Raw genomic sequence first — 13,735 nt, 5'->3', positions numbered from 1 at the left:
TTTCGACATGAAAAGCAAATTAATGAATGCCGCAGATGCGGTAGGGAAGATCAAAGATGGAGACGGCGTAATGGTTGGTGGCTTTTTGGCAGGAGGGCATCCGGAAACACTGATTTCTGCTCTGCTTCATTCCAATACAGCCAAAGATCTAACCATAATATCAAATGATACGGGGACAAAGGAGTTGTCGATCTATGAATTGGTAAAAAGTGGAAGGGTAAAACGGGTTTTTGCATCTTACATAGGGTCCAATCCAGAGACCGGAAGACTTCTCATGACCAAGGAAGCAGATATAAAACTTTTCCCACAGGGAACGTTGGCTGAAAAAATTCGGGCAGGCGGTTCTGGTCTCGGCGGTGTTTTAACTCCAGTAGGGATCGGAACAATTGTCGAAGAGGGGAAGGAAAAAGTCAAGATAAATGAGAAAGACTATTTGCTGGAACTGCCATTAAAAGCAAATGTAGCACTAATAAAGGCAAATAAAGCAGATGAATTAGGAAATCTTGTTATCAATGGATCTGCACGTAATTTCAATATTGTAATGGCAACCGCAGCAGATTACGTGATTGCAGAGGTGAATGAGCTTGTAGAGACTGGCGAAATAGATCCCAATCATGTGAATGTACCTGGTATCTTTGTCAATGCGATTGTAAAGGTGGGACGGGAAAATGAACAATAGAGAATTTATTGTAAAAAGGATCGCAAAGGAATTAAAAGATGGAAATGTAGTAAATCTTGGAGTAGGAATGCCTACCATGGTTGCAAATTACATCCCAGAAGGGGTAGATATTATGCTCCAAGCGGAAAATGGAATATTAGGTGTTGGTCCAGAACCAAAATCTGGGGAGGAAAGCCTTGATTGCATTGATGCGGGAGGCAATTATGTAAGTACCAGAAAAGGTGCTAGTTTTTTTGATAGTTCGTTCTCCTTTTGTATCATTCGGGGTGGGCATGTAGATGTTACTGTCTTAGGCGCTCTTGAAGTGGATGAAGAAGGAAATGTGGCAAACTGGATGATTCCAGGGAAAAAAGTGCCTGGAATGGGCGGTGCCATGGATTTGGTGGTTGGAGCTAAGAAAGTGATTCTGGCTATGGAACATGTGAATAAAAATGGAGCACCTAAAATACTGAAAAAATGCAAACTTCCCCTGACGGCTATTCATGTCGTCAAAACAATTGTTACAGATATGGCAGTTATAGACGTTTGCCCGGGGAAAGGGCTTATCTTAAAAGAAATAGCACCTAACGTCACCGTTGAAGAGGTTCAAAACGCAACGGAGGCAAAATTAACGATTTCGCCAGATTTAAAAGTAATGGAAGTGTAAATAAGCTATAAATAAAGGTGATGGGTAAATGACGAGATGGAGAAGTTATATCATAGAATTGCTGCTTCGCAATCATATGATTATAAAAGAAGAGAGAGAGATTTATGAATTTGGACTTAATTGTCTAGTTTTAAAAGGAATCCACTGTGTTTCTTATTTTTGTATTGCAGCCATGTTGGGAATGATTCCTGAATTGCTTATAATTGGTTGTGTACTGATTCCCCTACGAAGAAATGCAGGAGGCTATCATGCGAGGACAAAGATCGGATGCTATGTATTTTCCTGTACTTACATATTTATTATTCTTTTGATTTCAAGGGTATTTGATCAATTGTTTGTGTGTTTCATGGCACTGGCACTGGCTGATGGGATTATAATTCGATACAGCCCTGTAGACAATGAAAATAAAAGGCTGGATGAAAAAGAATTTCTGTATTACCGGAAAAAATCAAGGATCCTTCTAATTGCAATAAATCTGTGCTGCTTTACTTTGAGTTTTCTATTAAATACGTTTTTGGTTTATCCCATTGGACCTTTATTGAGTTTAGGTGTGTGTGCTTCGGCCTTTCTGCTGATCTTAGAAAAAAGCAAGGAGATCGTAAAGCTGTGGAGGCATGAACTTTCATGAAAAAGAAAGAATCAAATATAGTTTAGTCTGTCACATGACTGGATGCGAAAAACCGCCCTTTGATACATTATGTACTGTATCAGAGGACGGCTTTAAGTCGTTCTTACTTTTCGTGCCGGCAGTGGGACTTGAACCCACACGATGTTACCATCAACGGATTTTGAGTCCGTCTCGTCTGCCATTCCGACATGCCGGCTTTTCTTGCAACGCTCATAATTCTAACACAATTTTTTCCATTTGGCAAGCGTTTTCTGAATTAAAATTTTTCATTCCAAAGCATCCACTGGAAGTTCCTTTTGGTTGTCCTTTCTTTGAGTAATAGAATTTTACAGAAGAACTAGTTCAGGACGATTATTAAATTGAAAATAGGTTAAATATATTGTATGATAGAAAAAAGATATGGATAAGGAGGTGTCTGGATCGTGACATGTAAGGAAGCGGAGCGTCTGGTTATGCCATATATAAAGAATGAATTAGGGGATGAAGAATTAGAGGGATTTTTAAAACATATGGAATCCTGCCCAAATTGTAGAGAAGAACTTGAGATATATTTTACGGTTGAGGCAGGTATCCTGCAGCTGGATTCTGAGGCAGGTAACTATAACATCAAAGGGGCATTAGAAGCTACAGTGGAACAGTCCAGGCAAAGACTGCAGGCAATTAGACTAATCAAAACAGTCAAATATGCAGTGTCTACTTTGTGTATTATGTCTTTGATGATTACAATCCTTTTGCAGTGCAGAATCTGGATGCAGATGGGATTACTTGGATAGGAGAATAGATGAACAAGAAAAAAATTGTATTAATAGATGGTTACAGCATTGGAAAGGAGGCTATGTTTTTACTTCCAACCAATACGGTAAAAGGGGTTCGCCATTTGGTGTCAGGTCTTTTGGAAGAGGTACAGCCAGATTATCTTGCAGCTGTATTTCCAGGTTTAGAAAATGATCAGAATCGAACGGAAACCGTTTTAAAAAGGTCAGAACAATTAAAGGAACTATTTGTTTCCTTAGATATTCCAGTGCTATCGAAAGAAAATGTCAATTCTCTGGATCTTATGGCATCACTGGCCAAGCGGTGCAAAGAGGAAGGTGGGGAGGTTGTTCTCTTAACTGGAGATAAAAGACTGTTACAGATTGTAGAAACAGACGTAATGGTTCAAATTCCAGAACTAGGAGAGGAGAAAAAAGAACGGAAAAGCTATAAACCTGAAACCGTTAAAGAATGTTTTGATCTTGAGCCCTCACAATTAAACTATGTATTTTCCTTAGAACAGGCGGAGGGAATTGGACAAAAAACAGCCTGTCAGCTGGTGAAACAGTACGAAACTATCGATAATTTATATGATCATCTGGAGGAAGTGATATCTTTTAGAGTGAGAGATATCCTTGCATGTTTGAAAGAGCAGATATTAAAAGCATTGGAAGTTATGACACCAAATACAGGCTGTGAGATCTCTCTAGACTATATAAAATCTGCCAGAGAGTCTAAGATTGATCAGATCGTAAATATGGAGTTTGAACCGGGGCAATTTCCAGGAGAGGAAGAAGAGGAACACATAGAAAAAGGGTTCCATATAGTGAAAGATCGAACGGAAGCAGACACTGTTTTTGAAACGTTTCAAGCAGGGAAAGATCTGGGACTGCAGGTTTCTGGCGAGGATAAAACAATCACTGCACTTTCGTTGTGCATGGAAGCGGGTGGATGTTTTTGTTTTTTAAGTCAGGGATCTTTGACACCACAATATTTAAAGGAGAAAACAGAAGAACTGATACAAAGAGCAGGAAGTGTAACGGTTCTGGACTTAAAGAGTCAGCTTCCATATATGAATTTAAGTCAAAGTAAGACCATATTCGATGCATCAATCGCTGCGTATCTTCTGGATCCACAGAAGAGTTCTTATGAATATACGGATTTAGCCGATCAGTATCTAAAAGAATCCTTACCATCGAAATTTGATTTACTTGGAAAGTATTCCCTAGATCTGGGATTAAAAGAGGAGAAAGAGACAGCGGCTTTTTGCATCTGTTACATGGCTTATGTGGCTTATGGATGTGGAAACATATTGAGAGAAGAACTAAAACTGGCAGATATGGAATCCCTTTTTATTGAAATTGAAATGCCTTTGGTTTATTGTTTGTTTGATATGGAAGAAGCTGGAATACAGGTGGAACGGGAACGCTTAAAGGAATACGGGGATCGTCTAAAAGAGGGGATTGCAACGCTGGAAGAGAAGATCTACGAAGAAACGGGCGAAACGTTTAATATCAACTCTCCCAAACAACTGGGTGAAATTTTGTTTGGTCATATGAAAATTCCGGGAGGAAGAAAAACCAAAACAGGTTATTCCACAGCAGCAGACGTGCTTGAAAAGATAGCTCCGGATTATCCTGTGATCCGTTTGATATTAGATTATAGACAGTTGACAAAATTAAACTCAACTTACGCAGATGGTCTGGCAGCCTATATTGGACCAGATGAGCGGATTCATGGTACTTTTAATCAGATGATTACAGCTACGGGAAGGATCAGCAGTACGGAACCCAACCTGCAGAACATTCCTATTCGTATGGAACTAGGCAGGGAGATTCGAAAAGTTTTTGTGCCAAGAGAGGGCTGTGTCTTTGTGGATGCAGATTATTCGCAGATTGAACTCCGGGTTTTGGCACATATGTCTGGAGATCCCCGTCTGATTGCTGCGTATAAGCAGGCAGAAGATATTCATGCAATTACTGCATCAGAAGTATTTCATGTTCCGCTAAAGGAAGTGACTTCCTTACAGAGAAGGAATGCGAAAGCCGTTAATTTTGGGATTGTCTATGGAATCAGCTCATTTGGTTTAAGTGAAGGATTGAGTATTACAAGAAAAGAGGCCTCCGAGTACATCGAGAAGTATTTCGAAACGTACCCAGGAGTGAAAACTTTTCTGGACAAACTAGTGGCAGATGCGAAGGAACAGGGGTATGCAATCAGTATGTTTGGGAGACGCCGCCTGGTACCTGAACTAAAATCTTCTGATTTTATGCAACGTTCCTTTGGAGAAAGAGTTGCAATGAATTCACCCATACAAGGAACTGCAGCAGACATTATTAAGATTGCGATGATTCATGTGGATCAGGAACTTAAGAGACAAGGATTAAAATCTCGAATCGTTTTACAGGTTCATGATGAATTACTAATTGAAACGTACCGGGAAGAACTGGAAACGGTGAAAGCGCTTTTGGTTCATGAAATGAAGCATGCTGTCGATCTCCATGTGCCATTGGAAGTAGAGGCAAAGGTGGGAGACTCCTGGTTTGATGCAAAATAAAGGGCTGGTTAAAATGAGAGTAATCGGAATAACTGGAGGCGTAGGAGCAGGAAAAAGCCTGGTTCTCACCTTCTTGATAAATGAATATGGAGCGGAAGTCATTCAGGCAGACCAGGTTGCCCATGATTTAATGGAACCGGGAAAACCGGGATATCTTTACGTAACAAAGGCTCTGGGTGTGGAAATATTACACTCAGATGGAACCATAGACCGAAAAATTCTTGGAGAAAAAATCTTCAAGGATCACAACACAAGAGAAATTGTAGATAATATCATACATCCTATGGTTTGGGAACGAATCAAACAGAAAATTTTAGCTTCACAAGCGAGGCTTATTGTGGTAGAATTTGCAATTATGAACAATAATCGTGATGATACCTATAATGAGATCTGGTATTTGCATGCTTCCAGAGAGAACCGGATCAAACGTCTTGCAAAAAGCAGAGGTTATACCAGGGAACGATCGGAACGCATGATCGAGAGCCAGGCATCGGAAGCAGAATTTATAGCTGGATGTGACCGTGTCATTGAAAATAACGGCTCTTTCGAAGAATTAAAGGAGCAGTTGATGGAAATATTGAAAAGTAAGGGACAGGAAAAGATATGAGAATGGTTAGCATTGCAAGCGGAAGCAGCGGAAATTGTATCTATATAGGGTCGGACTCTACACACATTCTAGTGGATGCTGGGATCAGTAACAAACGGATCGAACAGGGATTAAATGAGATAGGAATCAAAGGAAGCGAATTGACTGGTGTGGTAATCACGCATGAACATTCTGACCACACCAAGGGACTTGGTATATTGGCTAGAAAACATGGGGTTCCCATATACGGTACCAGAGAAACATTGGAAGAAGTTTCAAAACAGAAATATCTCGGAGAATACCCCAAGGAACTTTATCATGCGATCCGTCCGGATGTTGATTTTCGTGTAGGAGATCTGGACATCAATCCTTTTTCCATTGATCACGATGCAGCAAATCCCGTGGCCTACCGGATTCAACATGAACACAAGGCTGTTGCTGTTGCAACGGATCTAGGACACTACGATTCGTATATTATTGAACATTTAACAGGGCTTGATGCATTGCTTTTAGAGTCTAACCATGATGTGAATATGCTTCAAGCAGGCCCATACCCATATTATCTTAAACGTAGGATTTTGGGCGATCACGGGCACTTATCCAACGAGAATGCGGGGCGTCTGCTCTGTTGTATTCTTCATGAAAATTTAAAGAAGATTTTATTAGGACATTTAAGTAAGGAAAACAATTACGAAGAACTTGCTTATGAAACTGTAAAACTGGAAATAGCAGAGGGAGATCATCCATTTAAGGCATCTGACTTTTACATAGCCGTTGCAAAGAGAGATCAGATGTCGGAGATTATTACCATATAAAAGAGGAGACGCATGATGAACAAAACAATTATAACCGTAGTTGGGAAAGACACTGTAGGAATTATTGCAAAAATCTGTACGTATCTGGCAGAGAATAAGGTAAACATATTGGATATTTCTCAGACCATTGTACAGGGATTTTTTAATATGATGATGATAGTAGATATGGAAGAGACGAACAAACCTTTTGGAGAAATGGCAGATGAATTAGAGCAGATCGGTGATAAAATTGGCGTAAAAGTTAAATGCCAACGGGAAGAGATTTTTACTAGTATGCACCGTATCTAACAATAACAGCAAGCGAAAGAAAAGGATGGGTTCCCGATATGTTGAATATGTTTGAAGTGAATGAAACCAATAAGATGATTGAACAGGAACTGCTAGATGTACGTACCATAACCATGGGAATCAGTCTACTTGACTGCTGTGACAGTGATTTGAATGCAGTGAATGAAAAGATCTATCAAAAGATTACAACGGTAGCAAAGGATCTGGTGAGAGTAGGAAAAGAGATAGAGAGAGACTTTGGAATTCCGATTGTGAATAAAAGAATCTCGGTTACACCAATTGCTCTTATAGGGGGAGCGGCTTGTCAATCTTCGGAGGATTTTGTAACCATTGCAAAGACACTAGACCGAGCAGCGAAAGAGGTTGGGGTCAATTTTATTGGGGGCTATTCGGCTCTGGTTAGTAAGGGAATGACAGCGGCAGAGGAATATATGATTCGTTCGATTCCAAAGGCACTTGCCTGCACCGATCGGGTTTGCAGTTCTGTCAATGTGGGCTCCACAAAAACTGGAATCAATATGGATGCGGTGAAACTTATGGGAGAAGTGGTTATTAAGACGGCAGAGGCAACCAAAGACAATGATTCTCTTGGGTGTGCTAAGTTAGTGGTCTTTTGCAATGCTCCTGATGATAATCCATTTATGGCAGGTGCGTTCCACGGCGTTACGGAAGCTGATGCGATTATAAATGTTGGAGTTAGTGGCCCTGGAGTTGTAAAAACAGCAATCGAAACTGCCAGGGGCAAGGATTTTGGAGTCCTTTGTGAGACCATTAAAAAAACAGCATTTAAGATTACACGCGTTGGTCAATTGGTTGCCCAAGAGGCATCAAAAAGATTGAATGTCCCATTTGGTATTATTGATTTATCTCTGGCTCCCACTCCTGCAGTAGGGGATAGCGTTGCTGAAATTTTAGAAGAGATTGGACTAGAACGAGTGGGTGCACCTGGAACGACAGCTGCTCTGGCTCTTTTGAACGATCAGGTGAAAAAGGGAGGCGTTATGGCATCTTCCTACGTAGGTGGATTAAGCGGAGCGTTTATTCCAGTCAGTGAAGATCAGGGAATGATCGATGCGGTTGCCCTTGGTGCTCTGAATCTGGAGAAGTTAGAAGCGATGACTTGCGTATGCTCCGTAGGCCTTGATATGATCGCAATTCCGGGAGATACTTCAGCGGCTACGTTATCAGGTATTATTGCAGATGAATCTGCCATCGGCATGATAAACCAGAAGACAACTGCCGTTCGTATTATACCAGTAATTGGCAAAAAGGTGGGAGATATGGTGGAATTCGGTGGTCTATTGGGGTATGCACCCGTTATGCCGGTCAATCAATATTCCTGTGAAGCCTTTGTAAATCGAGGCGGAAGAATACCAGCACCGATTCATAGTTTTAAGAATTAAGTTTTTCATAAAGTCATACAGGCAAACAGAAAGGAATCGTTTGATTCAATGGAACATAAGGAGAAAGAAAAACAGAAAGAAATTTTGACGGAATTTTTGAATGAACATTTAATTCGGGTGATTGTTAGTAACCCAGTGTCAAAACAAGGGATTTCGAAGGTGAAAGTAAGGCCGATTCTTTTAAAATCAGAATTGGTCTTCCAGGCAGAGGAACAAGTAGAATCTCAAGTTCATCATAAAAATCTTTCCACAAAAGAATGCCTGAATTACCTAACCGAGTTATTAGATGGTACCTTTAGTCAGCTGGAACTGGAATCAAATCTGGGGCAGGTAAGGATTTTAGTGAGTAAAAAAGGAGTTCCTGGAATCAAAGTAAAGCGTTTGAAACAGGATAAAATAGTATTTCCCATGGTAAAAGAACATAATAGGCAAAAAAGTTACATTCTAAAAGAAGGAAATCCAATTCCTTATCTGATTGATTTAGGCGTTATGACCCCGGAAGGTAAAATCATAAAATCTCGATACGATAAATTTCGTCAGATCAACCGATTTTTGGAATTTATTGAAGATATTCTGCCTAAACTGAATAAAGACAAAGAAAATGTAATCTTGGATTTTGGCTGTGGAAAATCCTATCTGACGTTTGCTATGTACGATTATCTTCACGTACAGAAAGGCTATCCCATTCGCATCGTTGGATTGGATTTAAAACAAACGGTGATTGACGACTGCAACTGGTTGAGTAAAAAATACGGATATGATAAATTGAGCTTTTATCACGGCGATATTGCTTCTTATGAGGGGGTTGATCGGGTTGATATGGTGGTGACACTCCATGCCTGTGACACAGCGACCGACTATGCGCTTTATAAAGCAGTCCGCTGGGGCGCTTCGGTGATCTTATCTGTCCCCTGCTGTCAACATGAATTGAATAAGCAATTAGAGAGTGACCTTATGAATCCTATGTTTCAATATGGTCTTATTAAGGAACGGATGGCTGCTTTGTACACGGATGGACTTAGAGCCGAAATTCTAGAAAATCAAGGGTATCGGACACAGGTTCTGGAATTTATTGATATGGAACATACTCCGAAAAATCTTTTGATTCGGGCAGTCAAACAAGATCGTCCAAAAGAAAATCGAAAACAAATAGACGAGATTCTTGCGTTTTTACACGGAGATTTGACTCTTTATGGACTATTTTACGGGAAACAATCAGATCAAGTGGGTGGACTTTAGAATTTAAGGAGGAAGTATTATGCCGTTTATCAATGCAAAAATAAATACCCCTTTAACGGAAGAAGATAAGGAGACGTTAAAAGCAAAGCTAGGGCAGGCAATCAGCTTAATCCCGGGAAAATCAGAAAGCTGGCTGATGGTTGGATTTGACGATAACTATTCTCTTTATTTTAAAGGAAAGAATCAGACGAAAATTGCGTTTGTGGAAGTGAAAATTCATGGAAATGCATCAAAAAGGGATTATGATCGCCTCACTGCGGAGATTTGCAGGATTTTTAAAGACGTGATTGGAGTCGCACAGGACAAAATTTATGTGAAATACGAAGAAGTAGAACATTGGGGATATAATGGAATGAACTTCTAATCATTGAATTCATTGTGTTTCAGTAGGAGGAACGATAATGGAACTTTGGGATGTTTATGATGAAAACCGAGTACCAATGGGGGGGACGCATGTCAGGGGAGTTCCTTTAAAAGACGGAGAATATCATCTGATTGCGGACGTATGGACGGTTAATGGAAACAATGAGATTCTTTTAACCAGACGTCATCCAGATAAACCTTATGGCCTCATGTGGGAATGCACGGGAGGTTCCGTTCTTGCAGGAGAGTCGAGTCTAGAAGGAGCAATCAGGGAATTATTCGAAGAAACAGGGATTTCAGCGAAACAAGAAGAATTAAAATTAATTCACAAAATACGTCAAAAGGAACGGTTTGTTGATACTTATATTACCTTCCAGGATGTTTTCTTAATGGACCTAACACTTCAGGCAGAGGAAGTGGTGGATGCTAGATTTGTTCGGTTTGAGGAATTACTTCATATGTGGAAACAAGGTATTGTAGTACCAAAATCTAGATTTCTTTTATACAAAGATCAGATTCAGGAATTCATTGATCCGCCGTCATAAGATGACGACGGATCGGGTGAATTCATTTTTTGTTTTTAACTTATATTTATCCTGATAGACCGTTTGATAGATATGGGAGGAATAAAAATCTTGGCGGAGCATGGAAGCAGCAACATTGGAAATATTTTTTTCTGCACCAGCCGTTTTGGCAATGAGAGGGATGCTCCCTCTTTTTTTGATCGCATTCAAAAGAGGAACGGAATTTTTGCGAAAACCTAAGATTCTTCCGTAAGGAGCATATCCGGCCTTTCGGCCTTCTTCGATCTGGATTTTGGTGATCCCCAATAGGATATGGATCAGGGCACGGCTAATGCGGGTATAGGTGTATTGTCTAGTTTTTAATTGATTGATTTTATCATCCATTGGAACATAGTCTGGAAGCTGTTTCATCATTCTTCTGGAAAGTTCTTCGGAGACATCTGCATATTTTATATAGGGGACTTCCTCGTGGCAAAGACGAAGAAGAGCTGTGTTTAAGAGAACTCCAAAATCATCCGTAAATAGTGGCATACTTTTTTCCATAATAGGTTTTACGATATCCGGCACATGAGCAAGTATTGAGGAGTTATCATTAAGGTTTTGTGCGGATTCTTTTAAAAATTCACGGATCCCCGTAGCAGAACTGTAACGATCAATCGTTAAATTGGTTTCGTGGTAATCGCTTCCTTTGCGGTTTAAAGTCACAGGCTTTATCATGCTGTTTTGTCGAATCAATGCTTTAATATATTCGATTCCAAGAATGTTATTGGGGGAGGATAGGATAAAAGCTTCCTCTTTTGTTATAGCACCGCTAGAAATAAGTGCCTGAATTCTAGCTTCGGGAAAGGTTAATCCTTTCCTTAACTCCTGCTTTAAGTTTTCTGAATAAACAGACGGTTCTGTGGCTAAAATAGAAGCAATAGAGGAAAGTTTTTCCACATCTCCGCATTCACTGCCAAAACACAGGGAATCAACCACCCCTAGTCTGGTTAATAGGGATACGGAACAGGCGGCAAAATCCTCAGCGCTGCAGGTTGCGAAGATAGAAGGAATTTCAAGTACAAGATCTGCCCCTGAGGCGAGTGCCATTTCTGCCCGGGTGTATTTGTCATAGATAGCGGGTGCGCCTCGCTGAACAAAATCTCCGCTCATGACTATGACGCAGTAATCTGCATTAGCAAGTTCCTTTGCTTTTTGGATGTGATAGGCATGTCCATTATGAAAGGGATTGTATTCTGCAATGATACCAACTATATTGATTTTTTTATCTTTTATCATAAAATAGTCCTTTTTTGATGTTTTTTACTCTATTATGCTATTGTTCCGCAAAAAATGCAAATAATTTTGTAACAAGACTTGAAAATTTTAGGGAATGCTCATAGAATAGAGTGAGTATCAAAAATATATATTGATGAATGAGAACAGGAGAATAGATAAGTATGAATTTTATTGTTGAAACATCAGCCCGTCACGTACATTTAACTCAGGAACATCTTGAGGTATTATTTGGCAAGGGATATGAATTAACGAAGAAGAAAGAATTATCCCAACCAGGCCAGTTTGCCTGTGAGGAAAGAGTTGCAGTTGTTGGTGCAAAGGGAGAATTTAAAGGAGTTTCGATTTTAGGGCCTGTAAGAAAATCAACACAGGTTGAAATCTCTTTGACAGATGCACGCTCGATCGGCATTGCGGCTCCAGTAAGAGAATCAGGAGATATTGCTGGAAGTGGTCCTTGCAAACTGGTTGGTCCAGAAGGCGAAATTGAGATTACAGAAGGTGTCATTGCAGCAAAACGTCATATTCATGCAACTTCTGCAGATGCAGCAAAGCTGGGTGTGAAAAATGGTGATATCGTTTCAGTGAAAGTTGGCAACAATGGTAGAAACCTTGTTTTTGGAGATGTAGTGATTCGCGTGAGTGATTCCTATGCTCTTGCCATGCATATTGATACAGATGAATCCAATGCAGCAGGTTGTGGAAGAGAACAGTACGGCGAAATTGTAAAATAATAAAGGAGATTTATATCTATATGAATATATTAGTTATCAACTGTGGAAGTTCTTCCTTAAAATATCAGCTGATTGATATGGAGAATGAGGGAGTTTTAGCAAAAGGTTTATGCGAAAGAATTGGTATCAACGGTTCCAAATTAGTTCATAAGGGAAATGGTGAATTTGAACTAGAACATGATATGCCGAACCATACGGTAGCAATTAAATTAGTTATGGACGCTTTGGTTGATCCAAACCATGGAGTAATCAAGGATACCAGTGAAATTTCTGCAGTGGGTCATCGGGTTCTCCATGCCGGTACTATTTACAGCGATTCTATTGTTATAACAGAAGATGTTAAAAAAGTAATCCGTGATTGCTTCGATTTAGGACCACTTCATAATCCAGCTAATTTAATGGGAATTGAGGCTTGTGAAGAAGCAATGCCAGGAGTTCCGAATGTAGCAGTGTTTGATACTGCATTTGGTATGGGCATGCCAGAAAAAGCATCTCTTTATGCAATTCCACAGGAATATTATGAAAAATACAGCATCCGTCGTTACGGTTTTCATGGGACAAGCCACAGCTATGTTTCCAAAGAAGCGCTTGAATTCTGCGACCTTGATAAAGAAAAAGGCAAAGTGATTGTATGTCATTTAGGAAATGGTGCCAGCATCTCTGCTTCCATTGGTGGAAAATGCGTAGATACGAGCATGGGACTTACACCACTAGAGGGTCTGATCATGGGGACCAGAAGTGGTGATATTGATCCAGCTGTTGTACAGTTTATCTGCAACAAAGAAGGCAAAACCGTGAATGAGGTATTGGATATCTTGAATAAGAAATCCGGTATTCTTGGAATGTCTGGAGGCATTTCCAGCGACTTCCGTGATGTTCAAAAAGCACAAGGTGAAGGAAACCATTTGGCTGATATTGCGATCAAAGCATATGTTTACCGGGTGGCAAAATACATCGGTGCATATACAACCGCAATGAATGGGGTGGAGGCCATCGCATTTACTGCAGGTGTAGGAGAAAATGACAAAGCAATCAGAGCTGAGATTTGCAGCTATTTAAACTATCTTGGTGTAGAAATTGATGAGGAAGCCAATGGTCAAAGAGGGAAACGGATCGTGATTTCTACCCCTGGATCAAAAGTGAAAGTTTGTGTAATTCCAACAAATGAAGAACTCGCAATTGCAAGAGAGACAAAGGCTCTGGTATAAATTCAAAACCTTTGGTGTAATATAGTTTTTGTATCTA

The 13,735-nt window shown here is 40.1% G+C and carries 15 protein-coding genes and 1 tRNA gene; 14 read left to right on the top strand and 2 right to left on the bottom strand.

The features are described 5' to 3' along the window. Positions 1-7: 7 nt before the first annotated feature. Genes EFT72_RS13605 through EFT72_RS13595 form a run of 3 tightly spaced genes read left to right on the top strand, consistent with a single transcriptional unit; the run spans position 8 to position 1,953 of the window. On the top strand, positions 8-679 hold the full coding sequence (locus EFT72_RS13605) for a CoA transferase subunit A (protein ID WP_124067466.1): 672 nt from the start codon (positions 8-10) through the stop codon (positions 677-679). Then, positions 669-1,325, top strand: a complete 657-nt coding sequence (locus EFT72_RS13600) for a 3-oxoacid CoA-transferase subunit B (RefSeq protein WP_124067465.1) — start codon at positions 669-671, stop codon at positions 1,323-1,325. Before EFT72_RS13605 ends, EFT72_RS13600 begins: the two co-directional genes overlap by 11 nt. 28 nt (positions 1,326-1,353) lie before the next feature. Beyond that, a complete protein-coding gene (locus tag EFT72_RS13595) occupies positions 1,354-1,953 on the top strand; it encodes an accessory gene regulator B family protein (RefSeq protein ID WP_124067464.1) in 600 nt (199 codons plus the stop codon). Between the two features lie 113 nt (positions 1,954-2,066). Here EFT72_RS13595 and EFT72_RS13590 read toward each other — a convergent pair. Continuing rightward, positions 2,067-2,149, bottom strand: a tRNA-Leu gene (locus EFT72_RS13590). 226 nt (positions 2,150-2,375) lie between these two features. Between EFT72_RS13590 and EFT72_RS13585 the strand changes: the two genes are divergently transcribed. Genes EFT72_RS13585 through EFT72_RS13545 form a run of 9 tightly spaced genes read left to right on the top strand, consistent with a single transcriptional unit; the run spans position 2,376 to position 10,502 of the window. Next, complete coding sequence (locus tag EFT72_RS13585; RefSeq protein ID WP_124067463.1) at positions 2,376-2,726, top strand: zf-HC2 domain-containing protein; 351 nt, start codon at positions 2,376-2,378, stop codon at positions 2,724-2,726. A gap of 8 nt (positions 2,727-2,734) precedes the next feature. Beyond that, on the top strand, positions 2,735-5,263 hold the full coding sequence (polA, locus tag EFT72_RS13580; protein ID WP_124067462.1) for a DNA polymerase I: 2,529 nt from the start codon (positions 2,735-2,737) through the stop codon (positions 5,261-5,263). Continuing rightward, positions 5,253-5,870 (top strand): dephospho-CoA kinase, encoded by a 618-nt coding sequence (coaE, locus tag EFT72_RS13575; protein ID WP_243110021.1) that lies wholly within the window; start codon positions 5,253-5,255, stop codon positions 5,868-5,870. The genes polA and coaE overlap by 11 nt, the downstream gene beginning before the upstream one ends. Beyond that, positions 5,867-6,664: an MBL fold metallo-hydrolase gene (locus tag EFT72_RS13570; RefSeq protein WP_124067461.1), complete on the top strand. Its 798-nt coding sequence runs from the start codon at positions 5,867-5,869 to the stop codon at positions 6,662-6,664. The genes coaE and EFT72_RS13570 overlap by 4 nt, the downstream gene beginning before the upstream one ends. Positions 6,665-6,679: 15 nt before the next feature. Continuing rightward, positions 6,680-6,952, top strand: a complete 273-nt coding sequence (locus EFT72_RS13565; protein ID WP_124067538.1) for an ACT domain-containing protein — start codon at positions 6,680-6,682, stop codon at positions 6,950-6,952. 38 nt (positions 6,953-6,990) lie between these two features. Then, positions 6,991-8,355, top strand: a complete 1,365-nt coding sequence (locus EFT72_RS13560; protein ID WP_124067460.1) for a PFL family protein — start codon at positions 6,991-6,993, stop codon at positions 8,353-8,355. Between the two features lie 48 nt (positions 8,356-8,403). Next, entirely contained in the window at positions 8,404-9,594 is a 1,191-nt protein-coding gene (locus EFT72_RS13555) for an SAM-dependent methyltransferase (RefSeq protein WP_124067459.1), read from the top strand. Positions 9,595-9,613: 19 nt separating this feature from the next. Beyond that, positions 9,614-9,958 (top strand): phenylpyruvate tautomerase MIF-related protein, encoded by a 345-nt coding sequence (locus EFT72_RS13550; protein ID WP_124067458.1) that lies wholly within the window; start codon positions 9,614-9,616, stop codon positions 9,956-9,958. A 37-nt stretch (positions 9,959-9,995) separates the two neighbouring features. Beyond that, a complete protein-coding gene (locus EFT72_RS13545) occupies positions 9,996-10,502 on the top strand; it encodes an NUDIX domain-containing protein (protein ID WP_124067457.1) in 507 nt (168 codons plus the stop codon). Here EFT72_RS13545 and EFT72_RS13540 read toward each other — a convergent pair. After that, positions 10,497-11,759: a nucleotidyltransferase gene (locus EFT72_RS13540; protein ID WP_124067456.1), complete on the bottom strand. Its 1,263-nt coding sequence runs from the start codon at positions 11,757-11,759 to the stop codon at positions 10,497-10,499. The two genes, EFT72_RS13545 and EFT72_RS13540, sit on opposite strands and share 6 nt — an antisense overlap. Before the next feature lie 161 nt (positions 11,760-11,920). Between EFT72_RS13540 and EFT72_RS13535 the strand changes: the two genes are divergently transcribed. Further along, positions 11,921-12,490, top strand: a complete 570-nt coding sequence (locus EFT72_RS13535) for a phosphate propanoyltransferase (RefSeq protein ID WP_124067455.1) — start codon at positions 11,921-11,923, stop codon at positions 12,488-12,490. A gap of 20 nt (positions 12,491-12,510) precedes the next feature. Next, a complete protein-coding gene (locus tag EFT72_RS13530; protein WP_124067454.1) occupies positions 12,511-13,698 on the top strand; it encodes an acetate kinase in 1,188 nt (395 codons plus the stop codon). Positions 13,699-13,735 lie beyond the last annotated feature (37 nt).

The organism is Clostridium sp. E02 (genome assembly GCF_003833015.1).
Lineage (GTDB): Bacteria > Bacillota > Clostridia > Lachnospirales > Lachnospiraceae > Lacrimispora.
The sequence above is the reverse complement of the archived record's forward strand: the minus strand, read 5'-3'. Positions and strand labels throughout refer to the sequence as shown.

Coding starts and splice junctions, on each gene's coding strand:
- EFT72_RS13605 (WP_124067466.1), top strand. CDS start 8: ATGAAAAGCAAATTAATGAATGCCGCAGATGCGGTAGGGAAGATCAAA.
- EFT72_RS13600 (WP_124067465.1), top strand. CDS start 669: ATGAACAATAGAGAATTTATTGTAAAAAGGATCGCAAAGGAATTAAAA.
- EFT72_RS13595 (WP_124067464.1), top strand. CDS start 1,354: ATGACGAGATGGAGAAGTTATATCATAGAATTGCTGCTTCGCAATCAT.
- polA (WP_124067462.1), top strand. CDS start 2,735: ATGAACAAGAAAAAAATTGTATTAATAGATGGTTACAGCATTGGAAAG.
- coaE (WP_243110021.1), top strand. CDS start 5,253: ATGCAAAATAAAGGGCTGGTTAAAATGAGAGTAATCGGAATAACTGGA.
- EFT72_RS13570 (WP_124067461.1), top strand. CDS start 5,867: ATGAGAATGGTTAGCATTGCAAGCGGAAGCAGCGGAAATTGTATCTAT.
- EFT72_RS13565 (WP_124067538.1), top strand. CDS start 6,680: ATGAACAAAACAATTATAACCGTAGTTGGGAAAGACACTGTAGGAATT.
- EFT72_RS13560 (WP_124067460.1), top strand. CDS start 6,991: ATGTTGAATATGTTTGAAGTGAATGAAACCAATAAGATGATTGAACAG.
- EFT72_RS13555 (WP_124067459.1), top strand. CDS start 8,404: ATGGAACATAAGGAGAAAGAAAAACAGAAAGAAATTTTGACGGAATTT.
- EFT72_RS13550 (WP_124067458.1), top strand. CDS start 9,614: ATGCCGTTTATCAATGCAAAAATAAATACCCCTTTAACGGAAGAAGAT.
- EFT72_RS13545 (WP_124067457.1), top strand. CDS start 9,996: ATGGAACTTTGGGATGTTTATGATGAAAACCGAGTACCAATGGGGGGG.
- EFT72_RS13540 (WP_124067456.1), bottom strand. CDS start 11,759: ATGATAAAAGATAAAAAAATCAATATAGTTGGTATCATTGCAGAATAC.
- EFT72_RS13535 (WP_124067455.1), top strand. CDS start 11,921: ATGAATTTTATTGTTGAAACATCAGCCCGTCACGTACATTTAACTCAG.
- EFT72_RS13530 (WP_124067454.1), top strand. CDS start 12,511: ATGAATATATTAGTTATCAACTGTGGAAGTTCTTCCTTAAAATATCAG.